The sequence below is a fragment of the Candidatus Izemoplasma sp. genome (genome assembly GCA_036172455.1).
Classification (GTDB): domain Bacteria; phylum Bacillota_I; class Bacilli_A; order Izemoplasmatales; family Izemoplasmataceae; genus JAIPGF01.
Map to the genome: position 1 here is coordinate 44,407 of JAXKVY010000005.1, position 26,873 is coordinate 71,279.

General features: G+C 33.5%; 25 protein-coding genes. 21 read left to right on the top strand and 4 right to left on the bottom strand.

Annotated features, from left to right (window positions below; translation table 11 throughout):
• Positions 1–82 precede the first annotated feature (82 nt).
• Positions 83–3,370 (top strand): efflux RND transporter permease subunit, encoded by a 3,288-nt coding sequence (locus tag UMR38_07390; GenBank protein MEC9485683.1) that lies wholly within the window; start codon positions 83–85, stop codon positions 3,368–3,370.
• Positions 3,363–3,956, top strand: a complete 594-nt coding sequence (locus tag UMR38_07395; GenBank protein ID MEC9485684.1) for a TetR/AcrR family transcriptional regulator — start codon at positions 3,363–3,365, stop codon at positions 3,954–3,956. The genes UMR38_07390 and UMR38_07395 overlap by 8 nt, the downstream gene beginning before the upstream one ends.
• Before the next feature lie 8 nt (positions 3,957–3,964).
• On the opposite strand, the gene UMR38_07400 is transcribed toward UMR38_07395, so the two are convergent.
• Positions 3,965–5,584, bottom strand: a complete 1,620-nt coding sequence (locus UMR38_07400) for a DUF4080 domain-containing protein (protein ID MEC9485685.1) — start codon at positions 5,582–5,584, stop codon at positions 3,965–3,967.
• A gap of 81 nt (positions 5,585–5,665) precedes the next feature.
• Between UMR38_07400 and uvrB the strand changes: the two genes are divergently transcribed.
• The 11 genes from uvrB (at position 5,666) to UMR38_07455 (ending at position 16,209) form a co-directional block, all read left to right on the top strand.
• The gene (gene uvrB / locus UMR38_07405; protein ID MEC9485686.1) at positions 5,666–7,627 is read left to right on the top strand and encodes an excinuclease ABC subunit UvrB; all 1,962 of its coding nucleotides are present in this window, start codon (positions 5,666–5,668) and stop codon (positions 7,625–7,627) included.
• A 52-nt stretch (positions 7,628–7,679) separates the two neighbouring features.
• Entirely contained in the window at positions 7,680–8,924 is a 1,245-nt protein-coding gene (locus UMR38_07410) for a M48 family metallopeptidase (protein ID MEC9485687.1), read from the top strand.
• Position 8,925: 1 nt separating this feature from the next.
• Positions 8,926–9,657, top strand: a complete 732-nt coding sequence (locus UMR38_07415) for a hypothetical protein (protein MEC9485688.1) — start codon at positions 8,926–8,928, stop codon at positions 9,655–9,657.
• Positions 9,658–9,821: 164 nt separating this feature from the next.
• Positions 9,822–10,178 (top strand): hypothetical protein, encoded by a 357-nt coding sequence (locus UMR38_07420; GenBank protein ID MEC9485689.1) that lies wholly within the window; start codon positions 9,822–9,824, stop codon positions 10,176–10,178.
• Between the two features lie 10 nt (positions 10,179–10,188).
• Complete coding sequence (locus UMR38_07425) at positions 10,189–10,545, top strand: DUF2089 domain-containing protein (GenBank protein MEC9485690.1); 357 nt, start codon at positions 10,189–10,191, stop codon at positions 10,543–10,545.
• Between the two features lie 156 nt (positions 10,546–10,701).
• Complete coding sequence (locus UMR38_07430) at positions 10,702–11,067, top strand: hypothetical protein (GenBank protein MEC9485691.1); 366 nt, start codon at positions 10,702–10,704, stop codon at positions 11,065–11,067.
• Positions 11,068–11,171: 104 nt separating this feature from the next.
• Complete coding sequence (rlmD, locus tag UMR38_07435; GenBank protein ID MEC9485692.1) at positions 11,172–12,521, top strand: 23S rRNA (uracil(1939)-C(5))-methyltransferase RlmD; 1,350 nt, start codon at positions 11,172–11,174, stop codon at positions 12,519–12,521.
• A gap of 54 nt (positions 12,522–12,575) precedes the next feature.
• Positions 12,576–12,992 (top strand): secondary thiamine-phosphate synthase enzyme YjbQ, encoded by a 417-nt coding sequence (locus UMR38_07440; protein MEC9485693.1) that lies wholly within the window; start codon positions 12,576–12,578, stop codon positions 12,990–12,992.
• A complete protein-coding gene (locus UMR38_07445; protein ID MEC9485694.1) occupies positions 12,992–13,999 on the top strand; it encodes a hypothetical protein in 1,008 nt (335 codons plus the stop codon). Before UMR38_07440 ends, UMR38_07445 begins: the two co-directional genes overlap by 1 nt.
• A 42-nt stretch (positions 14,000–14,041) precedes the next feature.
• Positions 14,042–15,403, top strand: a complete 1,362-nt coding sequence (rlmD, locus tag UMR38_07450; protein ID MEC9485695.1) for a 23S rRNA (uracil(1939)-C(5))-methyltransferase RlmD — start codon at positions 14,042–14,044, stop codon at positions 15,401–15,403.
• Between the two features lie 227 nt (positions 15,404–15,630).
• Entirely contained in the window at positions 15,631–16,209 is a 579-nt protein-coding gene (locus UMR38_07455; GenBank protein ID MEC9485696.1) for a TetR family transcriptional regulator, read from the top strand.
• Positions 16,210–16,220: 11 nt separating this feature from the next.
• Here the strand turns inward: UMR38_07455 and UMR38_07460 are convergent, their stop codons facing one another.
• Positions 16,221–17,195, bottom strand: coding sequence for a LacI family DNA-binding transcriptional regulator (locus UMR38_07460; protein MEC9485697.1), 975 nt, complete (start codon positions 17,193–17,195; stop codon positions 16,221–16,223).
• Positions 17,196–17,306: 111 nt separating this feature from the next.
• On the opposite strand from UMR38_07460, the gene UMR38_07465 reads away from it, so the two are divergent.
• Together UMR38_07465 and UMR38_07470 are read left to right on the top strand one after the other, a co-directional pair.
• Positions 17,307–18,599 carry an alpha-amylase family glycosyl hydrolase gene (locus UMR38_07465; GenBank protein ID MEC9485698.1) on the top strand — a complete coding sequence of 431 codons (1,293 nt, stop codon included), beginning with the start codon at positions 17,307–17,309 and terminating at the stop codon, positions 18,597–18,599.
• Entirely contained in the window at positions 18,596–19,681 is a 1,086-nt protein-coding gene (locus UMR38_07470; GenBank protein MEC9485699.1) for a thioredoxin family protein, read from the top strand. The genes UMR38_07465 and UMR38_07470 overlap by 4 nt, the downstream gene beginning before the upstream one ends.
• A 152-nt stretch (positions 19,682–19,833) precedes the next feature.
• Here the strand turns inward: UMR38_07470 and UMR38_07475 are convergent, their stop codons facing one another.
• Both UMR38_07475 and ric read right to left on the bottom strand, forming a co-directional pair.
• Complete coding sequence (locus tag UMR38_07475) at positions 19,834–20,064, bottom strand: DUF1858 domain-containing protein (GenBank protein ID MEC9485700.1); 231 nt, start codon at positions 20,062–20,064, stop codon at positions 19,834–19,836.
• The gene (gene ric, locus UMR38_07480) at positions 20,061–20,786 is read right to left on the bottom strand and encodes an iron-sulfur cluster repair di-iron protein (protein MEC9485701.1); all 726 of its coding nucleotides are present in this window, start codon (positions 20,784–20,786) and stop codon (positions 20,061–20,063) included. Before ric ends, UMR38_07475 begins: the two co-directional genes overlap by 4 nt.
• 130 nt (positions 20,787–20,916) lie before the next feature.
• Here ric and trmFO point away from each other — a divergent pair, with 130 nt between their 5' ends.
• The 6 genes from trmFO (at position 20,917) to UMR38_07510 (ending at position 26,637) form a co-directional block, all read left to right on the top strand.
• Complete coding sequence (gene trmFO / locus UMR38_07485) at positions 20,917–22,215, top strand: methylenetetrahydrofolate--tRNA-(uracil(54)-C(5))-methyltransferase (FADH(2)-oxidizing) TrmFO (GenBank protein ID MEC9485702.1); 1,299 nt, start codon at positions 20,917–20,919, stop codon at positions 22,213–22,215.
• The gene (locus UMR38_07490; protein ID MEC9485703.1) at positions 22,216–23,142 is read left to right on the top strand and encodes a tyrosine recombinase; all 927 of its coding nucleotides are present in this window, start codon (positions 22,216–22,218) and stop codon (positions 23,140–23,142) included.
• Between the two features lie 21 nt (positions 23,143–23,163).
• Entirely contained in the window at positions 23,164–24,024 is an 861-nt protein-coding gene (locus UMR38_07495) for an aminoglycoside 6-adenylyltransferase (protein MEC9485704.1), read from the top strand.
• The gene (gene rlmH, locus UMR38_07500) at positions 24,021–24,497 is read left to right on the top strand and encodes a 23S rRNA (pseudouridine(1915)-N(3))-methyltransferase RlmH (GenBank protein ID MEC9485705.1); all 477 of its coding nucleotides are present in this window, start codon (positions 24,021–24,023) and stop codon (positions 24,495–24,497) included. The genes UMR38_07495 and rlmH overlap by 4 nt, the downstream gene beginning before the upstream one ends.
• 204 nt (positions 24,498–24,701) lie before the next feature.
• Positions 24,702–25,547, top strand: coding sequence for a hypothetical protein (locus UMR38_07505; protein MEC9485706.1), 846 nt, complete (start codon positions 24,702–24,704; stop codon positions 25,545–25,547).
• 196 nt (positions 25,548–25,743) lie between these two features.
• On the top strand, positions 25,744–26,637 hold the full coding sequence (locus UMR38_07510; protein MEC9485707.1) for an S-4TM family putative pore-forming effector: 894 nt from the start codon (positions 25,744–25,746) through the stop codon (positions 26,635–26,637).
• The last annotated feature ends 236 nt before the right edge of the window (positions 26,638–26,873 follow it).

Sequence of the window (26,873 nt, forward strand, 5' to 3'; positions counted from 1 at the left end):
AAGTGTTGACAAAGCGTAAGAGACTATGGTATTATTATCCCGACCGACCGTTCGGTCGGGTTTTTTATTTGAGGAGGATTTTATGAAAAAATTAGCAGCTTATTCCGTTAATAGAGCCATAACTGTTTTTATGGCTGTTATTATCGTTATAGTTTTTGGGGTGGTATCATATACCAATCTTACCACCGACTTATTACCTAGTTTAAATATTCCCTACAGTGTGGTTGTGACCTATTACCCAGGAAAAAGTCCTGAAGAAATAGAACAATTAGTCACACAACCCATTGAAGAAACTTTAGCAACAACAACGAATGTTAAGGAGATGACCTCGACCTCAAGTGAGAATGTATCGATGGTTATCCTTGAGTTTAATACAGATACTTCGATGGATAGTGCTGTGTTAGAAATGCGAGAGAATCTTGATATGACCACATCAAGTCTACCAGATGATGTCATGGATCCAATGATTATCAAGTTGAATCCAGATTTAATGCCTGTGATGCAGTTGAGTGTGTCAAAAGAGGGTGTCAGTGAACAAGCTTTAACAACGTATGTTAATGAAGATGTGTTGCCGCTTATTGAACGAATTAATGGAGTAGCGAGTGTATCTATCTCTGGTGCGTTTGAAAGTGATGTTCATATTGTGCTTGATGAAGCTGCTATTGAGAATATTAACACGCAGTTAGAACAAATGTATGATACGATGCCAGTAGCGCCATCAGAACCCATTTATCTAGATAAAGAACTAATTGAAAATATTCTGTCAGCCCAGAATATCAGTTTCCCAGTAGGCTATATCAATATTGATGAAGTTGATTATTTGGTCCGCGTTGGAGATGATTTTGGAAGTGTTGAAGCATTAAATAATTTGATGTTATTTAATTCACCAGGTATTCCAGCGTTAAGTATTGATCCCCTCCAAGTCACACTAGATGATATTGCGGATGTCACATATGTTAATGCAAATAGTGATGCGTATTCTAAAGTAAATGGTGAGAATGCAATCAGTATCACAATTCAAAAGAGTAGTGCAACACCGACAACAGAAGTAACCAATGAAATAAACGCATTGATCGAAGCGATTGAAGCCAATGATGATACAGAGGTAACAGTACTCCTTGATCAAGGGAAATATATTGAAGAAGCGACAGGCAGCGTATCAAATAACTTATATATTGGTGCCGTGCTTGCGATAATTGTCTTGCTTATCTTTTTAAGAAGTGCACGTGCTACATTTATCGTAGGGATTAGTATTCCAATCAGTTTATTGTTTGCGATTGTCCTTATCTATTTTTCTAATATTACATTAAATATTATTTCTTTAGGTGGATTAGCCTTAGGAATTGGAATGCTGGTGGATAACTCCATTGTTGTTATGGAGAATATCTTTAGACTTAAGCATGAAGGCAAGAGCAATAAAGAAGCTGCAATCGTTGGAGCAAAACAGGTCGCTGGGGCGATAACAGCCTCTACTATTACTACGATTAGTGTTTTTATTCCGGTATTATTTATTGAAGGATTTATTAAAGAAATCTTTATTGAAATGGCCTATGTTATCGCGTATAGTTTATTTGCCTCACTTGTTATTGCATTAACGCTAGTACCTGCCATTTCTTCAAAAGTTTTAAAGCATAAAACAGTATTAGATCATGAACCGAAATATAAGGTGATTTATGAACGAATTTATCAGTTTGCGTTTAAATACAAAACAATCGTATTAAGTTTTGTTGTCTTATTATTTGTGGGGTCACTCTATGTATCGCAAACTAAAGGCTTTGAATATTTCCCAGCATCAGATGAAGGTGAAATCGTTGTCTCAGTGAGTAATCCTGTCGATAACCCATTATCCTATGATGCGTTTACAGACGTATTAGATAATCTGAATGATGATTTATTAACCATTGATGATGTTGAGACGGTTGGGATCACTCTAGGATCTACGCAAGGGATGTTCTTTGGTATGTCAGATCAAAACAGTGCGTCAGTGAACGTATTACTTGCTGAAGATAGAGCCGATACAACAGCTGAAAATGAGAGTAAGATAAAGCAACTTTTAGATAACAATTACCAGATGGTGACTACAACTATATCAGGATCACAACAACAAACACAAATGCTGACAGGTAGTGGGCTTCAAGTAGATATCATCGGCTATGACTTAGATATGTTACGAGATGAAGCCTCAGCAATTAGCCAAGTTATCAGAGATATTGATGGTGTTGAAGAAGTGAATGATGGGATTGGTATTCTTGCTGATGAACTTCATGTTACTGTCGACAAAGCCACAGCCATTCAATATGGCTTAACAACAGCGCAAGTTATGGGTGTTGTCGCAGCTAACCTATCGACTGAAACAGCGGTAACTACGATCAATGAAGAAGGCCATCTTTATGATGTTTATGTCATTGATAGTCAGTCAAATATTGAAGCAGCAAGCCTATCCTTAAATCAAGTTGAAAACTTAGTTGTTGGAATGAGCCCATCAGGAAGTCCGGTTACGGTTGGTGATGTCGCAACGGTTGAACTTGAAAAAGGATTAAGTAGTATCAATCATATCGATGGTGATCGAGCAATAACTGTTGATGTTAGTTTTGAAGAAGGAGCGAATATTACTGAAGTATCTAGTGTCATCAATGATGCCTTAGAAAGTTATGAGTTGCCAGATGGTTTTGACTATACAGTTAGTGGTGAAAACGAAGAAACAATAGAAGCATTTAAAACACTTGGCTTAGCTCTAGTATTAGCAATTGTCTTAATCTATATGATTATGGCATCTCAATTTCAATCACTGAAATACCCATTCATTATTATGTTTACATTACCACTTGCGTTTACTGGTGGGTTTGCGATATTATATCTTGCGAATATGCCATTAAGTGTTGTGGCGTTAATTGGTTTTGTTATCCTCGTAGGGGTAGTTGTCAATAACGGTATTGTCCTAGTCGATTATACAAATCAATTAGTCGAGGAAGGCTACTCTGTTGAAGAGGCATTACTTGAGGCAGGTAAAACGCGATTACGCCCAATTATTATGACAGCTTTAACAACCGTACTCGCACTCACAGGAATGGCATTAGGTCTCGGACAAGGCGCAGAAATGATGCAGCCTATGGCCATTACAACCATCGGTGGACTATTATATGCGACCGTATTGACGTTGTTGATTGTGCCAATTATGTATTATCTATTGTATCGTTATGCAAAACGTATTTTATTATCACTACTTAGCGCGGTGTTTTTCATTGGCGCAATAGCTGTGAATATATTACTTGGATCCACGTTATATACTGTAGTACTTGTTATATTAGCTCTCCTTAGTTTAGGGGTAGTGATGGTTGACTTCTATAAAAAAGGTATCAGTTATGAATAGAAGACAAGAGATTATTAACGCGTTACTGGATATGATTAAAGAAGAAGGTCTGAATGTCAATTTTACGATGTCTGAACTTGCCAAAAAAGTTGATATTGGAAAAAGTACATTATATGAATACTTTTCTACAAAAGAAGATATTATCCAGGCAGCGATAACACAATTATTTGATCACATGGTAGACATGATTTATGCCCAACCCCTAGATGATAATGCGGATTTTGAAACACTATTTAAAGCTCAACTACGCTTCATGTTTCAATTGAATGATCAAAAGAAATACATCATGCGCTATATTCAAATGGAATATGAGCATTCATTTCCGAAATTGATTCAACCATCTATGATCCAAAAGATGAAACAATTAAGAGACTTCTACGAAAAGCGATTTACTGAAATCATTCAAAAAGGAATCACCGAAGGGGTGATTCCTGATACCTTGGATGAGTCAAAACGGTTTATGATTCAGTCAGTTGTCTCGGGAAGCATCATGCGTTATAGCAATGTTGAAATCGATCATACCCTCAGTTTAGAAGATACGATTGATACGATTTATGAAACGTTGTTACGGATTGTAAATAATTAAGGACTTGATTAAAGGTCCTTTTTTATTACATAAGACTCAGGATGATTACCTTTATAATAAACGACGAAATACATGTTTTCATAATGAATGACCCTGGTGTGTTTAAATAATAAATGTAGTGGAATGTCTGTCTTAACTGAACAGGCCTCTAGCACCGATTTCCGCTGAGATTTATCGAGTGTGTTCTTCCAAAATGCTTTAGGTTTTATCGTAGAACGCATAAGATAATCTTGTAAGATTAGAAATTGTTCATATGGTGTTAATAATGGCATAATGCGTTTATAAATATCATCTAATTGATATCTGTGAAGACTGTAATTATGATCGTTATAATGCGATGCAATCTCAAGAAGAAAATGATAAACAGAGTCTTTATTTAAAAGGATTTGATGCATGTTTTCTTTAAAATATCCTTTGTTGTGGTATAACTCTAACATGTGTTCAACATCATGAATTTCACGAATATCCTCTTCTGACAAGACACCAGTTTTTATTAATTCATAAGGTGCGGTCTGATGATACTCAATGCCATAAATGGATGCCTGTGTTCTAAGAGCTGTTCCTCTGAGTAACTTTAAAAAGCCGCATTGTAATTCTTTTGCGCCTAAGTTAAATACTGTATTGAAAGTATTGATAAAAGAAGCCTTATCTTCTTCAGGAAGGCCAGCGATTAAATCTAGATGTAGTGTGATGATATCTTCTTTTACCATACGCTTAATGTTGTCAAATAAACGCTGGTTATTTTGATAACGATTCACCAATGCATTGGTTTTCTCATTTAGGGATTGGATACCAATTTCAAACCGAAATAACCCTTTGCGACTATGTTTATGAATAAAGTTAATCAGTTTAGGGTCTAAGATATCACCAGTAATCTCAAATTGAAAGACGGTTTGATGATTATCACGATCAATAATGTATTGAATTAAATCCAGTGTTTTTTTGTTCGCATTAAAGGTTCTATCAAGAAATTTGATCGTTTTGACACCATGTGACATATAATAATCAATAGCTTTCTTGACAGATTCAATATTAAAAAAGCGGACCTTTTTTTCTAAAGAAGATAAACAATAACTACATTGATAAGGGCATCCCCTTGAACTTTCAATATAGGCAATCCGGTTGGGGATATGGTGGATATCTTCTTCAAAATAATAAGGTGGATTTAATGTATCTAATGACATGATTTCTTCTATGGGTTGATGGACAGAGCCGGTATCAGATAGATAACTTATATTTGAAATGTGTTCAAATGAGCCTTGACTGTTTAATGCATGTAATAACTGATTAAAGGCTATTTCTCCTTCCCCTTTAATAATGTATGATACATGATTAAATGATAAGAAGTATTCAGGATCATAACTTACTTCTGGGCCACCTAAAACAATCGGAATCGATGTGTTAAGGTCATTCAATATCTTTTTCACCATTTCAACATTCCAAATATACACGCTTATGCCAACTAATGATGCATTCGATCGTTCAATTATTGTCATAATATCGCGAATGTCATCTTTGATAGTAAACTCTTTTATGGTACATGGAAAATCACTATTCGCTTTTAATAAGCGAACAGCGTTATTTGTATGGATAAATTTAGCATTGATGCTGATTAGTAATGCATTCATAAGAATCACCAAAATAATTGTACCATATTATTAAGAAAAGAACATAGATGTGTTACAATTATGATAGAAAAAGGTGATACAATGGATAGATTTAAGTTACAAGCCCACTATACGCCAATGGGAGACCAGGTTAAGGCTATTGAGTATTTAACAGACCATTTAAATCAAGGTGTTAAAGAACAAATCCTACTTGGGGCGACGGGGACAGGAAAAACCTTTACGATTAGTAATGTTATTGAGCGAGCCAACAAAAAGACATTGGTGTTAGCTCATAACAAAACACTAGCTGGACAACTCTACAGTGAGTTAAAACAATACTTTCCCGATAACCGTGTTGAATATTTTATATCCTATTATGATTATTATCAACCAGAAGCTTATGTACCTTCTAGAGACTTGTTTATAGAGAAGGATGCTAAGACCAATGATGAAATTGATGAAATGCGACACAGCGCAACTGCGTCGCTTTTAGAGCGTGATGATGTAATAGTTGTTGCAAGTGTCTCGTGCATTTATGGAATTGGAGATCCTGAAGATTATAAAAACTCAATGATGACCTTAAGGGTTGGACAAATCATTGATCGTGATGACATCACCGCAAAACTAGTCGATATGTTATTTACCCGTAATGATTATGATTTTACACGTGGGACATTCCGTGTTAAAGGGGATGTGATTGAAATATTACCTACCTATACAAAAACTAATGGATTACGCGTAGAGATGTTTGATGACGAAATAGAACGCCTCAGAGAAATCGATATACTTACAGGAGAAGTTTTAAACGAATATAATGTATTATCCATTTTTCCAGCAACGCAGTTTGTCACAAACAAGGATAAAATTGATGAAGGAATCCGTCGCATTGAAGAAGAACTAAAAGAACGCGTTACCTATTTTAAAGAAAATGATCAGTATTTAGAGGCAGAACGCATACAGCAACGTACTAAATATGATTTAGAGATGCTTAAGGAAGTAGGGAGTTGTAGTGGCGTTGAAAATTATTCTCGCCATTTAAGTTTACGAGAAGCAGGAGAAACACCGTCGACACTTATGGATTTCTTTGGGGATGATTATTTATTAGTTGTCGATGAATCTCATGTCACCTTACCACAAGTTAGAGGGATGTATAACGGTGATCAAGCTAGAAAGCAAACTTTAGTAGATTATGGATTCCGATTACCAAGCGCACTTGATAATCGACCACTTAATTTTGATGAATTTAATGAAAAAATCGATCAAGTTATCTACTTATCTGCGACACCAGGAGATTACGAGATGGAGCGCACACCTCATCTAGTAGAACAAATTATTCGTCCTACAGGCTTATTAGACCCTAAAGTCGAAGTTCGCCCTAAAGAAGGACAAATTGATGATATTGTCAATGAAATTATGCAAAAGATAGAAAAAGACCAACGCACGTTAATCACAACACTCACCATTAAAATGAGTGAGGACTTAACAAACTATTTGCGTGAGTTAGGGTTTAAAGTAGCCTATTTACATAGCGAAATTAAATCATTAGAACGCCTAGAGATTATTCGTGAACTACGACTAGGGACATATGATATTTTAGTTGGGATCAACTTACTCCGTGAGGGCTTAGACATTCCAGAAGTTGGTTTGATAACCATTTTGGACGCGGATAAACAAGGGTTTTTAAGAAGTAAACGTAGTTTAATTCAAACAATTGGTAGAGCGGCAAGAAATAAAGAGGGTAAAGTTATTCTTTATGCCGATAAAATGACAGAAGCAATGGAAATTGCGATTGATGAAACGAAACGACGTCGTACCATTCAACAAACATATAATGAAACCCATGGGATTGAGCCGGTATCGATTAAAAAAGCGATTCAAGAAAGTGTTCGTGTGAAACTCGAAGTGAGCGAAGAAACAAAAACGATAGATGAGTTGACTAAAGAAGAAAAAGCACGTGTGATCAGTGAACTAGAAAAGGATATGAACAATGCAGCAAAAGCGTTAGACTTTGAAAAAGCTGCCGAATTACGAGATATTATTATTGAAATGAAAGCATCACTATAAGTGGTTTCAATGGATATAATATGCTATAATATGGACAATGGAGAGTGATAATATGGAACTAGCAATACAAATCATCATCTATACAATTATCTTAACTACATTTATGTTTGATTGGTGGTTGAGTAAGTTAAATTATGATCATCGAAATACCAAAATTCCTGAAGAAGTGAATGACATTTATAATGATAGAGAGTATAAGCGATGGCAACAGTATTCGATGGACAATCATCGGTTTACGAAAATAGCGAAATTAATCTCTTTAGCAGTATTTCTCATTTTACTTGCAAGTGGTGGTTTTGTACTATTTAATCAGTGGTCAGAAGCGCTTGTACCAAACCGTACACCATTACAGGTAATTGTCTTTATGGCACCTTATTACATCATAAATCAAATTATCGGGATACCGTTATCATATTATCGTACCTTTGTTATTGAAGAAAAATATGGTTTTAATAAGACAACCAAAAAGACTTTTGTTTTAGATAAAATTAAAGGTATTCTCTTAACGATCATTTTAGGTGGTGGACTATTATATATGGTTATCTCTTTATATGTGCAAATGCCATCAGGAACAACATTCTTCATCTTCACATGGTTGAGTTTAGTGATGATCTTTATTGTCATTAATATATTATATGTACCTGTATTTGTTCCTTTATTTAATCAGTTAACGCCACTTGAAGACGGCTCCTTAAGGGATAAAATTATAGATTTTGCTGAAGGGGTTGGGTATGAAGTTAATAAGATTAGTGTGATGGATGCTTCTAAGCGTTCAACTAAGTTAAATGCCTTTTTCTCAGGATTTGGTAAGTTTAAGAATATTGTATTATTTGATACATTGTTAGATAAGATGAATGAAGAGGAGATAGTTGCGGTATTGGCACATGAGATTGGTCATAATAAACATAAACATGTGATCTTTAATATGCTTCAATCGGCCTTTTTATTGACAGTTTACTTAGGTGTCTTACTGTTAGTGCTTAATGTTTCAGTGTTTAGCACTGCCTTTGGATTTGATACGGTTAACATTGGATTTTCTTTAATTCTATTTACCGTTTTAATCGATCCAATCTCTATTTTAATTGAGTTAGTTACATCAAGTTTTTCTAGAAAACATGAATATCAAGCGGATGCTTATGCTTCACTCAACACTTCTAATGATGCGATGATTCAGGCATTAAAAGTCTTAGCAAAAGAAAATTTTGCTAATCTTACCCCGCATCCACTCTATGTAAAATTACGATATTCTCATCCTCCAACCGCAAACCGTATAGCAGCAATTAATGAGGTGACATAATATGCGCAAAGGTGTAAAAGTGTATTTATTTCAAGTGTTAGTTCTTGCTTCTTTAGTCGTACTGTATGATGTCACGCGTTCATTTCCATTATTAATTGGAGTTATTGCTTTAATTAGTGGTGGATATATCATTTATGGGTTATATTTTAAAATTCGTCCCTTACCCTATTTAGAAAAGATTGTTAATCCATCAGTGTATATGGAATACATTGAATCAAAAGTGAAAAGACGCGTACCACTTTATTATCCTTTATATAAAGCTTATGGACTGATTTACCAAAACAAACTAGATGAAGCGGTTAGTGTATATCAAGAAAACACATTGACAATAGATGACTTAAATGAAGATTTATTTCGTGTTTATACATTGGTTGAAGCACATATTTATTATTACCAAAATAATAAACAAGCACTCATAAATCTAGAAAAACGCATTGAAGGACATAAACACAGAACGTTTGCGGTAGGTCAAACTATTGTACTTTTTAGACATTTAATTGATGAAGAGTACTACAAAGCTAAAGAATTATTATTACTGTTAATCCCTGAATATAAGACCCGGCTACATATTGTTGAAATGGAATATTATTTAGCGCTTGCTTATGGTCAACTTGATAATAAAGAGGATGCATTGGCCGTGATTGATTTTATGCTAGATAAAAACTATCCAGTATTTTATACAAATTTATTTAAGGAATTAAAAGAAAGAATTACAGAAAATGAAGAGGCTTAACGCCTCTTTTTATTTTATTTAATATAATAATTAATCATATTAAACACAAAATTAAATAAATTAATTAAACGTATTGACAAAATCAAATATATAAGATAAACTGTAGTTGTAATTAAAAATATTTAACTTTGAATTAATAAATTTAATCAAAGGCGGTGAAATACTTGAAAACAAAAAGGATTCTAGACAAAATTGAATCTGGTGACTTAACAGCTGAAGAGGCATTTGAGAAAATGTATCCAGTGACAAAAGTAAAACCAGGAAAACGTGCTACATTTATAAAGATAGATGTTCGTGTCCCAGATGAGTCTAAAGGTGTCAATACGTTTTTAAAAATATTGTTTGCGATTCCGATACCTATGATCTTTGCGCGAATGGGCTTGCGGTTAGGTAAACGATTTGCGAAATTAGACAATGATGAGATTGATTTTGATCAACTATCACACCTGATCAAATATTCGAAAAATACGAAAATACAAGTAGATTCAAATGATGCACAAGTAGATATTAGAATTATTTAGGAGGAATATTATGAATAATGTTATAGGAGAATGCCCAATATGTGGCGGAGAATTAGTTGTAAGTAAATTAAGTTGTACATCGTGTAGTACAGAAGTATCAGGAAAGTTTAAGTTATCTAAATTTAATCATTTATCAAAAGAAGACTTATATTTTATTGAAGTGTTCATCAAAAATCGCGGAAATATCAAACAAATCGAAAAAGAACTGGGGATTTCTTATCCAACCGTTAAAAAGAACCTTGATGAAGTTATTGTACATTTAGGGTATGAGGTTACGGATGATGAAAAAGAGAAGAAAGAAGATGTTTTTAAGAAGTTAGAAAATGGAGAAATTACTGCGAAGGAAGCTGTCAAACTATTGAAGTAGATAGGAGGCAATAAAATGTGTATGTTTATGCATGACAACCTAATGGTTGATTATCAGTTGGAACGTGAGAAAAATAAAATATTAATTGATTGTAACTGTAAACATAAAAAGCATGACCGAAAAAAATTATAATATGAATCGAAAGGAGAAAGTAAAATGGATGATAGAATGAGAATTTTAGAAATGATTGAAAAGAAACAAATTACTGCAGCTGAAGGCGCAGAACTATTAAAAGCATTAGATACAACTGAGGTAACAAAATTATCCCCAAAAAAAGACGCATTTAAAATGTTCCGTATCAAAATATTAAGTAATGATGGGGACAAAGTAAATGTTCAAATCCCAGTTGAATTTGCCAAAGTCGCACTAAAGAATGGCAAAGGATTTATGAAAATGGATCAATTAGGTGATCTTGATTTAGATGTTGATATGATCTTGGAAATGATTGATAGTGGAACACTTGGTAAAATTGTCGATATTGAATCAGCTGATGGCGATACAGTCGAAATTGTCATCGAATAGATTTAATTTAAAAAGGGCTTGGTTGAGCCCTTTTTACATGTAATTATAACTTTTTATAAAAGTGTGTTATAATAGATAAGAAGGCAAAATATAGAGGTGACAACGTGGTTAGTAAAAATGAGTACTACAATGTAGAATTTGTGGATATGACACATGATGGTATGGGGGTTTGTAAGATTGATGGATTCCCTATTTTTGTTGAAAAAGCATTAAAAGGTGAAAAAGCAGAAATAAAGGTGACTAAAGTAAACAAAAGTTTTGGTTTTGGGCGCTTAATTAATGTTACACATAAATCACCATTTAGAAAAGAACCAATATGTGACTATTTTGCGGAGTGTGGTGGCTGTAATCTGATGCATATGGATTATCAGATGCAATTAGATTTTAAACAATTTAGAGTCAAAGAAACATTACGCAAATTAGGTAAAATTGAAACAGAGGTTAAATCAACAGAAGGTATGTTAAATCCATACTATTATCGTAACAAAACAATTATGCCGTATGGTGAAAAAGATGGCAATATGATTGCTGGTTTGTATCGCAAACGATCACATGATATTATCGACATGAAAAAATGTTCAATTGCACCAAAAATTACATCAGACATCATTCGATATTTAAAGAATGTGTTTGAAGAACTCAATATACCAGCATATAATGAAGATAATCAAACCGGTGTCATTCGTCACGTTATGATTAGAAATTCATATAAATATGATGATATATCGGTAACAATTGTGACACAGACAAAAGATTTACCAAAAAAAGATATTATATTAGAGAAATTGACAAACCGATATGAGGAAATTGTATCTGTTATACATAATATCAATAATAAACAGACTAATGTGGTGCTTGGTAAAAAAAGTAAAGTAATCTTTGGTGAAGATTATATTAGAGATGAGATTAATGGTGTATTCTTTAAAATATCACATCGCTCTTTTTATCAAATCAATCCATTACAAACAGAAGAAGTCTACAAAAAAGCTTTGGAATATGCTGAGTTAACAGAAAATGATGTTGTTATTGATGCCTTCTGTGGTATTGGGACTATTGGCCTTTCAGCTGCTAAACATGTTAAGACTGTTCTAGGTGTTGATGTCGTTAAACAAGCGATACTAGATGCAAAAGAAAATGCTGAAAACAACAAAATTAATAATGCTAAATTTGTTGCTGGTCGTGCTGAAAAAGTAATCAATTCTTGGGCAAATTACAAAGTTGATACATTATTTATAGACCCACCACGTAAAGGTGTACAAAAATCATTCTTAGAAACCGTTAAAGATATGAGAATACCTAAAATTGTATATATTTCTTGCAATGTATCCACCCTTGCAAGAGACTTAAATTATCTGCAATGCCATGGGTATGAGGTAGAAGAAGTAACACCATTTGATATGTTTCCACAAACAACTCACATTGAGGTTGTTACAAAAATTAGATACATTGGGTAAGATATTGATGTCTTACCTTTTTTTTGTGCTATAATAAGGTGAAGAGGTGGTTTCATGAAACATTTACGTAAGGAATTATGGTTTAACACTAAACATCGTCGAGAATTTATTAATATCACACGAGATGTACAGAAATGCATTGATGAATCAAAGATACAACATGGATTTGTCTTAGTTAATGCGATGCACATCACAGCATCTGTGTTTATTAATGATGATGAGTCTGGTTTACATGCTGATTTTGAGCGATTTCTAGAAAAACTTGCCCCTGAAAAACCGTATGATCAATATGATCATAATGGGTATGAAGATAACGCGGATGCCCATATTAAACGAACAATTATGGGACGTGAAGTAGTCTGTGCAATTACAGAGGGTAGACTTGATTTTGGTCCGTGGGAGCAAATCTTTTATGGAGAATTTGATGGTATGCGTAAGAAACGTGTATTGGTTAAAATTATTGGTGAATAATGAGTAATCCCTTTAAAGAAAACGGCTATATGTTACCGATAGCATCAATTAATAACACATATGTAGATGATGACAAAGTAAGTGATTTATTTCAGCTTTCTTTGATTAAAGAAGCCATCTTAGCCCATAAAGATCAACTTGGATTAAATGAATTAGAAACAAACAAGCATTTATTAGAAAGATTCAATGAATGTATTCAATCAGAAGTACCCTCTATTAGAAAAACGAGCCTTTCTATCGCGCAACAGTATGGTGAAAGGTTAGCTAAAATATTATGTAACTTCTTTAATCCTTCACAAAGAACACTGACAAATCAATCTTCTTGGGATAAAGAACACTGGGAGTATTGGCAAAACATCGAACGTGTTTATCTTGTAGGAGGGATCACATCTCCAATACTTACGAAATTGTTTTTCAATGAGATAAAACGTTATTTTAAATCACATAGTATTGATAAAGAAGTGATCTTCATCGCAGGTTCCCAACATCTTGGAACAAAAGGATTATCAACCTTAGTCAAAGAGGGAGAATATTTATTGTTTGATTTTGGACAAACAATGATAAAACGTCGTCATCATATAAAAGAACATGGTGAAACTAAAGTGGATATAATATTAAACCCTGTCCATTCTAAGTACCTTTTTTACAAGGACAGAGATAAAGAAGAACTGCTTCATGTAGCGAAAAAGTTACATAACTATATTGTAAAAGTCATTGTTGATACGGCTAACGAAGTTGCCTTTGAAGGGTCTAATATGCATATTGCAATTGCGAATTATTTAAATGATGGGAAGATTTATCCAAATCGAGGAGGCTATGCTAAACTAGCTAAAATATCATCTCATTATGAATCACATATTAGTCAAGAGTTGAGTCAAGCGTTGGGACGTAAAATTAATGTAATATTACATCATGATACATCGGCAATGGCGTTAAATTTTAAAAATGAAGAACAAATCGCAGTTTTATCTGTTGGAACAGCATTTGGAGTTGCATTTCCAGACTAAACACGTTATAGTAGAACGAATAGAACGAAGAAAGAGGCAATTATGAGTATGTTAAACAAAGGTCAAAAAATACTATTGACCATAAAGAGATTAGGTATTAATGGAGAAGGAATAGGATACTATAAAAGAAAGGCAGTTTTTGTTGATGGTGCGATTCCACCAGAAGAAGTTATTGTAAAAATTACTAAGGTTCATGATAACTATGCCTTTGGTGAAATTGATCGAATTAGACTACGTGCACAACAAAGAACAAAACCATTTTGTCCTTATTATGATGAATGTGGTGGATGCCAAATACAGCATATTAACTACAACGAACAGCTTTTACTTAAGCAAGAAATGCTTGAACAAGCATTTGATCGTTACACAAACATAGATACAAAGGATATTTCGTTTAAATTAATGGAAGGAATGCGGCATCATACTCATTATCGACACAAATCGCAGATGCCAGTAAGAAATACAAAATCTGGATTGACCACAGGTCTTTATAGAAGGGATTCTAATGACTTAGTTGATGTTGTTCACTGCCCTGTGCATACAGAATTTATCAATCAAACGAATGAAGAAGTTATTGCAATATGTGATAAGCATAAAATCTATGCGTTCAATCCGAAAACGATGTATGGGATGCTTAGATATATCGTAATTAGACAATCCCATTTAAACGATGAAGTTCAAGTGACATTAGTTGTAACTATATTTAATAAGGCCTTATTTGATGTTGCAAATGAGATAATTAAATTACCAAATGTTGTAAGCGTGGGAATCTCTAAAAATAGAGACGTTGAGAATGTAGAAATATTTGGTGACAACGTAGAGATACTAGCTGGTAAAGATACAATTAGAGAAGGCATTGGAGATATTGTTTATGATTTACAACCTAAAGCTTTTTATCAGTTAAATCCCGTACAAGCAATCAAACTCTATCAGTATGTTAAGGAACAGATTGATGATATTGGAAAAAAAACAATCATTGATGGATATTGTGGTGCTGGTGCTATGAGTTTGTATTTGGCAAAGTCTGCCAAAAAAGTATATGGAATTGATATTTCAAAAGAGTCTATTGAATCTGCTAAACATAATGCTAAAGAAAATAATTTTGAACATATTACATTCCACCAAGGTGCAATGAAAGATGTCTTACCAAAATTATACGATAAAGGGGTTCAACCAGATGTTGTTGTAATTGATCCACCAAGAAGTGGACTCCATGATCAGACGATTGATTTATTAAACAGAAATGTCATTGATAAGATTATTTATGTGTCTTGTAATCCAAGTACATTGACTAAAAATATAAAGTTGCTCTCGAGACGATATAAAGTTAAACATGTTATGTCTTTTGATATGTTTCCGCACACAAGTCACATAGAAAGTGTTACTATTTTAGAAAAAAGATAAATAAAACGCTCATAAGGTTAAAATTATGAGCGTTTTTATTTTACTTATCAACTTAATGTAGTGCTTTAGTAAAGTGTAAACTAAGGTTTTCCACATATGTTTTCCACAGTGATATTCGGTTTGAGTTATTATTTGTAATATGATATATCAATTCATTGAATAAAATTATTTGACTTTGGCGAAAACACCAATTATAATGAGTATAAGGTCAGTGAGTGGGTGGTCATTTGAATAAGCGACAAGAAGCAAAGATGAATACACGTAATCATATTTTAAATATAACAGAAGAGCTAATTAAAGAAAACGGCTTAGTTAAAGTATCGAGTAAAGATATATCATCACGCGCAGACGTAGCTCAAGGGAGTATATTTTTGCATTTTAGTACCAAAATGGATCTTGTTTATCGCGTCTATTCAGACAAAATGGATCTTATTGAAAAATCACTCATGAAATCATGTCGTCTGAACATGTCTAGTGAAAACTTTTTACGCCAATTTTTGGACATCCATATGACATATGAAGGTATCCTGTCGAGGATGGTTAAAGATTACCCTTATATGGAATCAAAACTAAAGACTAAAGTTGATAATTTTGAGAATGAAATAAAAAACTTGTTATTTGATTACCTTAGAAAAAACAATGTTCAGAAATTGAGTATTGTTAATTCATTTATCGTAATTGATGCGTTTTATGCTCAGATTAAGGAATATCTAAGAGAAAAAACAATATATACTACATCAAATGAGTACTTAAAACAAAAGCAAGGACGTCTAATGAAACTTACTAAAATCTTATTTGGATATTAAAAAAGAGCTCATTAGCTCTTTTTTGTTGTTTCTCTTTCAATTATTGTTACTGGCAACATGATGTGTTTTTGTTTTAGTTTCTTCTTCTTAATTAAGGTTAATAGTGTCTCAGTAGCATATATTCCAATATCATCAATTGGCTGCGCAATGGAAGTCAGTTTAGGGTATAACACATTAGCTAATTCAATATTATCGAATCCAATGATTTCGACATCATCCGGTATGTTATAATCAAGTTTTTGTAAGACACTAATCGCATAGATAGCTATGATGTCACTACTACAAAAAATACCATCAACATCTGGATGTTTTTTAATAAACATTTCAATGTCATCAATATCAGGTGTTTTAAAATCTAAATCAAATGTATAAATCTCAACATCATAGTCATCCATTACTTGATAGAAGCCTTTTGCTCTATCAACGACAGTGATTAGGTCACTAGGTCCTCGAAAATGAATGATTTTTTTTGGTTTAGATTTTAATAATTGTTTGGCAGCTAATTCACCACCTTGAACATTGTTTGATGTGATCGATGGAATAGAGTCATCTAGGACGTGATCAATCGTTAGAACAGGTATTTTTAAATCCATATATGATTTAACTGTTCTCGTGTTAGCTACTAAGATTAATCCATCTATATTATATTGACTAATTACATTGATATATTTCTTTTCTAACTCAATATCATCCTTTGAGTTAAAAATCATTAATTTATAGCCTTTTTTAGTTACAGCATCTTCTATTGATTCAATAAGCTCAGCAAAGAAGTATGTTGAAATATGAGGCACGATAAGACCAATGATATTTGATGTCTTACGGAACAAACTACGTGCTAGTTCGTTTGGCACATATTCTAGTTCATCAATGGCGTCTTGTACCATCTTACGTGTTTCTTCATTGACATAGCCAGTGTTGTTGATGACACGGGATACTGTAGCAACACTAACATTAGCTTTCTTAGCAACATCTTTGATTGTCGGCATAAGATCACTCCTTCATTTTAATTATAGTATATAAATATCCTTTTGTAAATTGAAGTTATTTGTTATAATAAGCGGTGTTAAAAGAATGACAAAATCTAAAGAGGTGGTATAATGTCAAGACAAACCAATATTGAATTAAGAAAGTTATTTATATATCAAGTTTATATTAGAAACCACACTGAAGAAGGAACGTTTAAAGCCTTTCAAAAAGACCTAGACAGAATTGAAAATCTTGGTGTGGATATTGTCTATTTCCTACCCATTCATCCCATAGGAGAAGTGCAACGTAAAGGAGCGTTAGGGTCTCCTTACTCAATTCAAGATTATCGTAAAATTAATCCTGAGTATGGAACCCTGGAAGACTTCAAAGCATTAGTGAATGAGATTCATCAACGAGGAATGAAAGTTATGATTGATGTTGTTTACAACCATACTTCATATGATTCTAAGTTACTCAATGAATTCCCAGAATATTTCTATAAAGAACATGGTGAGTTTAAAAATCGCGTAGGAGATTGGTGGGATATTACCGACTTAGACTATTCAACAAGTCATCGTTTATGGGAAGAATTGATTGATACTTTACTTTATTGGACAACATTAGGTGTTGATGGATTTCGGTGGGATGTGGCATCTTTATTACCAATGGAATTCTTGGAAGAAGCACATGATAAAGTGTTATCGGTCAATCCTGAAAGTATCTTTTTAAGCGAATCTGTTCATGGCGAGTTTTTACGTCATATTCGTAACCGTGGTTTCTTAGGATTAAGTGAATCAGAAATATATCAGGTATTCGATATTGCGTATGATTATGATACACATCCACTCTTTGAAGGATATTTAAACGGTGACAATACTTTAAAAACGTATTTGACATCCATTCTTAAGCAAGAAGAACAGTACCCACAAAACTATATTAAACTGAGAAATTTAGAGAATCATGATTTCGGAAGATTTGCCGATATGGTAGATAGTAATCATGTGAAAATAGATAACTGGTCAGCCTTTGTATTTTTTAATAAAGGATGCACAATGATATATGCGGGTCAAGAACGATCTGATACCAATTTACCAAGTCTATTTGATAAAGATCCTGTTCATTGGGATGGGTATGATGTGTCCTCTGATATAAAGACGTTAGCGTCCTTAGTAAAAGATGATATCTTTACAAAAGGTGTGTATAATTTTGAGTACCAAGACCACGACGTGATTGTTGCGACGTATCAACTTCATCAGCGCTTAGTAGTTGGCATATTTAATGTTGGTGATGAAACGGGTAAAATAACGTGTTCTACGGTACCTAATGGTGTGTATCAGAATTTATTGGATCATTCGGAGATAACTGTCAGTAATCAAACAGTGGCCATTACCAAAAAACCAATAATCTTTGAGGTTACACTATGAATACGTTAAAAGGCGCATTAATAATCTTTTTTAGCTTATTACTTGTGGCATGTGAAGAAACAAGTGATGGGTTAGATTATGAGATGTTTCGTTCAAACATATATACCTCGTATGATGAGGTTGAGAATATTACCCCTAATCGTTATATTGTATATTACTACAGTGAAACATGTAGTCACTGTAACGATGTTAAACAAGAGATATTAAGTTTCTTTAAAACATATGAGGGATTAGATTTTTATCTAATGAATGTGGCTAGTAAAGATGTTAATGATAGTAGTCAGTTTAGTGAGTTTAGAGGCACACCGAGTTTATTTATTATTGCGCAAGGTGCAGTTGTAGAAACATATGTAGGGACAACACAAGTTAGAGCCTTTATTGATGAATACAGTAATAAAACGTTAACGTATGATAGTTTTGTTTCACAGCATGTCCAGTCATTCGACTTTTTAGCCACAAAAGAAGATAAAGATTACTTAATATATTATTATCAAGATGATTGTGAAAACTGTGAATCAATCCAAGAAGATATACTAAATTTTGCCTTTAATAGAGCTCCAGATGAAATCATTTTTATCAATAAGTCTTCATTAGATCCTGAAATAAGTATTCCAGAACCGTTTAACACAATGGATACCTTACCGGTGTTACTTGAAGTATCATATGACACAGTGATGAATACATATACAGGTGCGGTAGATGTAAAAAACTATATCATCACTCACCAAGGTTCAGCACTCGATTTTGAAAGTTCACGATTAGAATATGATGATTTTTCTAATCATTACCTTACGGATTATAGTGAAACCTTAGTCGTTGATGATCAAACTCATATTGAGTACTTCTACAGTCCATACTGCTCTCATTGTGAGTCCCTTAAACAGGAGATTTTAACTTTTTTTACTAACTTAGAAGACTATCCATTTTACTTAGTTGATATCAGTCAAACAACGGGAGAAAATACGATTGAAGAACTTACTGGGGTGCCAACCTTAATTGTGGTAACAAATCATCAAATAGAAGAAATCTTTTCAGGGACAGAAGCTATCAGAAACTTTATAAATAGTGTAACTTCAGAGTAGATTATTTTTTAAGGGTCTTATTGCCATAACACCGTTGATCAGCATGAGTATATTCATGACATTAGGTAGTTATGCATGGTTAGCATTTTCGCGAATTCCTGTGGTTACCATGACAAAAAGTATACGATAAAAAAAGCCGTTTATCGGCTTTTTTAGTCTATATCAACAAGTAAATAGTCATGTTGCTTGAGTTTTTCTTTAACTTCTATAATATCTAAATCACGCATCGTACAACCTTTGTTAATGGTCATAAAACGACCCACAGTTGAAATCATCCCCGGTTTCACAATTTCTTCAAACCCAATATCATGTAAGATAACCTTCAAATTATTGTCTTGCTTTACTAAACGATGGATTGTTTCGTTTGCGGATAAAGGTCTCATAAACGATTATCTAGCTTTTCTAAGCGTTTAAAGAGAATATTATTTTCTAGATGAATATGCGTAAAAGTATTGCTTTCTAGTTCTTCAAGTAATTTATAAGTTTTGACAAACGTTTCACAGACATCTTCTGGGATGTGATAATTATCTGTTATCTTACGCAATTTCTTTAAGGCGTCCCCGGTATTACTATGTTCATCTTTTAATTCTGTAATGACATTGACAGCCTGATTTAAATCCTCTTGCTTATGCGACTGTAAATAGGTCTCTATCGCTGGATATTGAACTGTTTCTTCTTTAATTAAATGCATATCCATCTCAGTTTTTAACGCATGAAACGTTTGAAATACATCACTAAGTTCTGGATGGTGTTTACCATGAACCCGCAGTATCTTCGCAGTTAATTGACTAAGTTTAGGTAAGGTGTTATACAAGTAAGCATGATGCGCTTGTAATATATATTGAATGAGTTCATCCAGAGGCGATAGTGTCCAATCATTTGTTGAGGGCTCTAAACTCTTATAGTACTCACTTAATTCATTCACAAGCGTTTCAGCCTTTAGTTCAGTATCGCTAACCGCCTCTTTTAGTGTGCGATCACCACCACAACAATAATCTATTTGATATTTTTTAAATATATGTGCACTGTTTGGAAATGCTGTTACAATATTTCCTAAAGTATCATGTGTTTGGAATGTCATTTGAATCATCCTTTCATCTTTCATGACACCTTTAGTATAGTATAGGTTTCATTTTGTGTATGTGATTTCAGTCACAGCGAGATAAATCAATGCGTTTTAAGCAGAAACAAATGCATTTCAACGGCTTTTTTGATATAATACATTTGGTGATAAAATGAAACAAACAATAACAGTCATTGGTGGCGGTCTTGCCGGAAGCGAGGCAACCTATCAATTAGTCAAAAGAGGGTTCAAGGTCACCCTATATGAAATGCGACCTAAACAATCAACACCTGCCCATAAAACAGATCAATTCGCAGAATTGGTCTGTTCAAATAGTTTACGATCAAACAGTTTAGAAAATGCTGTTGGATTATTGAAACAAGAAATGCGTGAATTAGACTCACTCATCATCAAGTGTGCAGATGAGTCACAAGTCCCAGCTGGAGGCGCGTTAGCCGTTGATCGTGATGTCTTTTCACAGAAAGTAACAGACTTTTTAACCAACCATCCTGATGTGACTGTTGTCCATGAAGAAGTCAAAGAGATACCTTCTGGACCAACAATCATCGCAACAGGTCCTTTAACTAGCGATACCCTTAGTGATAAGATTAAAGAACTTGTCGATGAAGAGTATCTCTACTTCTATGATGCGGCTGCGCCGATCATTGAATTAGATAGCATTAATATGGATGTATGTTATAAAAAGAGTCGATATGATAAAGGGGATGCAGATTATATCAACTGTCCAATGACAGAAGATGAATTCAATCATTGGTATGATGAGTTAATCAATGCGGGCGCTGTAGAAGTGAAAGACTTTGAAATGAAAGTCTTTGAAGGCTGTATGCCTTTTGAAGAGATTGCTCGTCGAGGTCGTCAAACCTTACTCTTTGGACCAATGAAGCCTGTAGGGCTAGAAACGCCTGATGGAAATAGACCACATGCGGTTGTCCAATTAAGACAAGACAATATGGAAGGGACACTTTATAATATTGTTGGCTTTCAAACGCATTTAAAATTTGGTGAACAAAAACGGATTATCAGAATGATTCCGGGACTAGAAAAGGCTAGTATAGTCAGATACGGTGTGATGCACAGAAATACCTTTATTAATAGTCCCAAATTACTAACAAGAAATTATCAATTTAGAGATCGTGACAATTTATATTTTGCAGGACAAATTACTGGTGTAGAAGGCTATGTTGAAAGTGCTGGTAGTGGCTTGCTCGCAGCGATTTCTTTAGCCCGTAAATTACAGAATAAAGAAGACGTCATCTTCCCTCAAACAACAATGATTGGGGCAGAGTCTTACTATGTATCTACGGCCGCAGTATCTAAATTTCAACCAATGAATGCTAATTTCGGGTTAATACAATCTCTTGGATATAAACACCGTAAGAAAGAACGTAAACGGTTATATAAAGAACGGGCATTAGAAGCCATAAAAGGATTAGTGGAAGAAGGGTTATAAATGACAAACGTCGATGTTATGCGTCAGTTTACACATTTTTTACGTGATGAAAAGAACTATTCTGAGCACACCATAACAGCCTATATTGATGATTTGAATGGCTTTGTGCATTTTTTAGAGACGGAAGCGTTAGGAACATTACTGAGTATTACTGAGCGTACAGCGCGGTTTTATTTAACAACCTTACATGATCAATATCAAAGTAAAACTATCGCCCGTAAAATATCGAGTTTACGGGCGTGTTATGATTTTTTATTAGATAACGATCATATAGCAAAGAATCCCTTTATCCAGTTAGACTTACCTAAGAAAGAAAAACGATTGCCTAAGTTTATTTATCCTAATGAAATGGAAACCCTTTTAGATACAATAGATACCTCAGAGTTAATGGGACTTAGAAATAAATGTTTACTTGAATTCTTATACGGCACTGGATCGCGAGTCAGCGAATGTGTAAATGTTGATTTAAAGGATATTGATTATGAGAAACGCCTGGTGTTAGTCACAGGAAAAGGGTCGAAAGATCGGTATGTTCCGATTCATAAAAACTTGGTTAAGTTAATGCGTGACTATCAACTACATACGCGGACGATGTTGCTTAGGAAAAATAAATCAGGGACGCGGGCGTTTTTTCTTAACTACAAGGGGAAACGATTAACTCCCCGTGGGGTAAGATATATTTTAAAACAGATAATGAATACATCTGAAACCCATTTGCATATGAGTCCACATACATTACGGCATACGTTTGCGACACATCTTTTAAACAATGGGGCTGATTTAAGAAGTGTTCAAGAGTTATTAGGACATGAGCACTTGTCTAGTACCCAAATCTATACGAAGGTGACAAAAGATAAGTTAAAACAATCGTACATGGATGCTCATCCACGAGCTAAACGACTCAAGAAGAAAGGTAAAAAAGAATAATCATCTAATAAAGGAGATACTATGCGGAGGTTACAAGAAGCGATACAACAAGTTGAAGATTTTGCGAGAAAGAATGATCATATTAGAGGTCTTGTTTATCAAGGCTCTTTAGTCATGAAAAACGGAAAGATTGATCGGTTTACTGATGTTGATCCGGCCTTTTATGTCGATGATGTAGGTTATTTTTTAAACGATGAATCATGGATAAAACAGTTCGGGACACCGATTGCTAGGTTTAGTGATGTAGGACAGAATAGTGATGGAATGACATGGTATACCAGATTATTATTACTAAAAGATGGGTTCAAGATGGATATTTCATTCCATCATGTAAATAATGCAAAATATATTAATGAGGATCCCTTGTATAAAGTCATCATTGATAAAGATGGCATCTTTCCTAAAAACACATCAAGAGAATCTAACTTTTATGTCAAAGAACCAACTGAACAACAGTTTCATGACAAACTCAATGAGTTTTTCTTTGACACGTCTTATGTAATAAAGAGTCTACGCCGTAATGAATTGTTCTTTACCCGGTTTATGTATGGGGTCTTAAATGAGAAAATTGAAGCCTTACTTTCTTGGTATATGGGGATCAAACACGACTTCAAGGTTAATATCGGTGCCAAAGGACGTTATTTCTTTGATCTCTTAGATTCTAAAGTGAAATCCATGGTAATAGACACCTTTGCTGGAAAAACGTATACGGACAATTTAGAGGCGTTATATGCCTATTTTGATTTAGTACATTATTTAGGTGCCTATATTGAAGAACATCTTGGATTATCATATTTACACCACACGGAGAAAGCGATGCGCAAATATATTGATCAAGTAAAAGACATACCGCTTAAGTTAGATGAGGAGATTGCACTATGAAAATAACGATTCTATCAGTAGGTAAAGTCAAAGAGAAGTACCTGGTGAATGCGATTAAAGAATACAGTAAAAGACTTGGTCGTTATACGAAACTTAATATGATTACTGTCAAGGATGAACAAGCAAGTGAATCGTTAAGTGATAAGGAAATTGAAGCGGTTAAAGATAAAGAAGGAAACAAGTTATTAAAACGACTGCCACAGGGTTTTATTATTGCGCTAGATTTAGATGGTGAGATGTTAACAAGTGAAGCATTAGCAAAACGGATAGAACGAATCAAGACGTATCATGATTCTCATATCGTATTCATTATTGGTGGGTCATTAGGGTTATCAAAAGCAGTCTTAAAGCAAGCCAATTTAAGATTGTCTTTTTCTAAATTTACGTTTCCTCATCAACTAATGAAAGTTATTTTATTAGAACAAATATACCGTTCTTTTAGAATAAATAACAACGAGCCGTATCACAAATAGTTGCAACTAATGGTATGCACATTATAACAAAGCCCTTTTGGGCTTTTTCTTTAGGGTCATATATGACCTGTTATTTATAACAATGTATGATATAATATAAATAAGAAATTGTGAGGAGAAATCTAAACAGTCTTCTTGAAAGAGTTTTTATTTTCAATATCTGCAGTGGAACTGAAAAAACTAAATTAAATGGGGGAGTTATTAATGGCTAAGAGTGTTACTAAAGCATTTTTCAACTTTTTAAATGATATTGTTAAGACTGAACCAACAAATACTAGTGTAGCTAGGAAAAGCAAGAATTGGTTAAACAATCAAATAGAGATATTGAGTAAGAACGGATCTTTTATTCGTATTGCATCACAATTTAACATAGGTTTTGGCTCTTTTGCACGAAAAACTCAAATTAGACCACTAGATGATATTGATTTGATTATCGGGTTGAATGGCAGTAATACAACATTTTATGGATCAAAATGGGATGATATTACAGTTGAAGTGAATGGTGATACAACAGATGAAAGTTTATTGTCTACCTCAGATAGAAACCCCTTAGGTTGGGATAATAGTAAGTATTCTATTAATTCTAATAAAGTTAAGAACAAACTGGTTTCAGCTCTAAGAAGTGTATCACAATATGAAAAATCAGAAATACATGCAAGAGGAGAAGCGGTAACATTGAAATTCAAAAGCTACGATTGGACTTTTGATATAGTGCCTGCTTTTTATGTGTTAGAAACTTATCAATCAAATCCATTCTACTTAATTCCAAATGGTAAAGGCAAATGGAAGAAAACTAACCCCAAACTTGAACAGGAAAGAGTAACTAAAGCGAATAAAAATTTCAATAATATTGTGCTAAATGTGATAAGACTGGTTAAGTACTGGAATAGAAGAGCGAAAATGCCTAATATCACATCCTATGTTTTAGAAACTATGGTACTAGATTATTTTGATAATGCAAATCATAATAAAGTAACTAGCGATAAAACATACGATTGGGTAGATATTCATTTTAGAGATGTTCTTAATTATATTAGTAATCATATTTAACTATATGTTCAAGACACTAAGGCAATACAAGGGAATATTAATACACTTACATGGGATCAAAAGAATAAGATTCAAATACGATCTAGGAATGATTTCCAGAAGGCGAAAGCTGCTGTCTTTGCAGAAGTAAACGAAGATAATCACTTAAAGTCAATTAATATATGGCGAGATATATTTGGAAGGGAGTTTCCGACATATGGCTAAAAAACATAATATAGTATTCAAGAGACAAAATGAGAAAGAAATGCAATCACTAATATTAACTCAATACTTTACATATAAATCGGCTAAAATATGGTCTGGGATTTTATTGTTAGTAATGGTTTTTATTCCCATAATAATAAATATTATTTTATGGATTAATGATAACGAGATGATTGCGGGATATATCGCTTTCGCCTCAATAATCATCATTATTCTTGGAGAAATCTTATCTAACAAAGTTCAGTCAGAGAAAAATCTTGCAGCTATGATTCAGCAGAAATTTGATTTATATGTTTTTAATATGGGTAATATTAGCTTTATTGATGAGAATGCCGTTACTATTCAGATAGAAAAGTATAAAGATAAAGAATTTGCTAGAAAAAAAGATTGGTATCCCAATTATGAACATATGGATAGTTCAAAGACGGTTTTCTATTGCCAAAAAGAGAATGTTGACTGGACGCATAACTTAACAAAACGATATAGAACTTTCCTGAAGATTACAATTATTGTAATTATGATTTTGTTTGTTACAAATATGATTGCTAATAATAGTTCATTCATAACAGTTCTATCTATACTCGCCATTGCATTACCTATTATTGCATATTCTCTTTCTCTATTCGCAAATATGAAAAAAGTAGATAAAGACTTTGATGAGATTAAGAGGATTATTAGTAGAGTTGATGACAATCTTAGTGATTTAAGTCAGGAAAAACTCATGAAATTGACTTATGCAATCCAAATTTTGATTTATAGGTATCGACAAAAAAAATGTTTGATTCCTGACTGGTTCGAGAAAAAAAACCATTCCAATCTACAAGAAGTAGAAAATAGAAAATCAGGTCAAAGAAAAAGAAGAGACAGGGAAAATAAGAACAGCTAGAAATAAAAGACAAAAAGAGTTCTTTAAATCAAGCATGGTCAGGAGCATATAAAATGAGTGTAAATACATATTTAAATGAGTTATCAAGTAACATGATTATTGGTTCAAATGAAAAATGGTGTTAGTATAGTTTAGTAGACAGTGTAAGTAAGAATCTAATCTTTATGATAGAATAAGGAAAGGAGGTTTTACTTATGGCTAAAGGAAAAGGGTATCGATACCCTCAAGATTTTAAA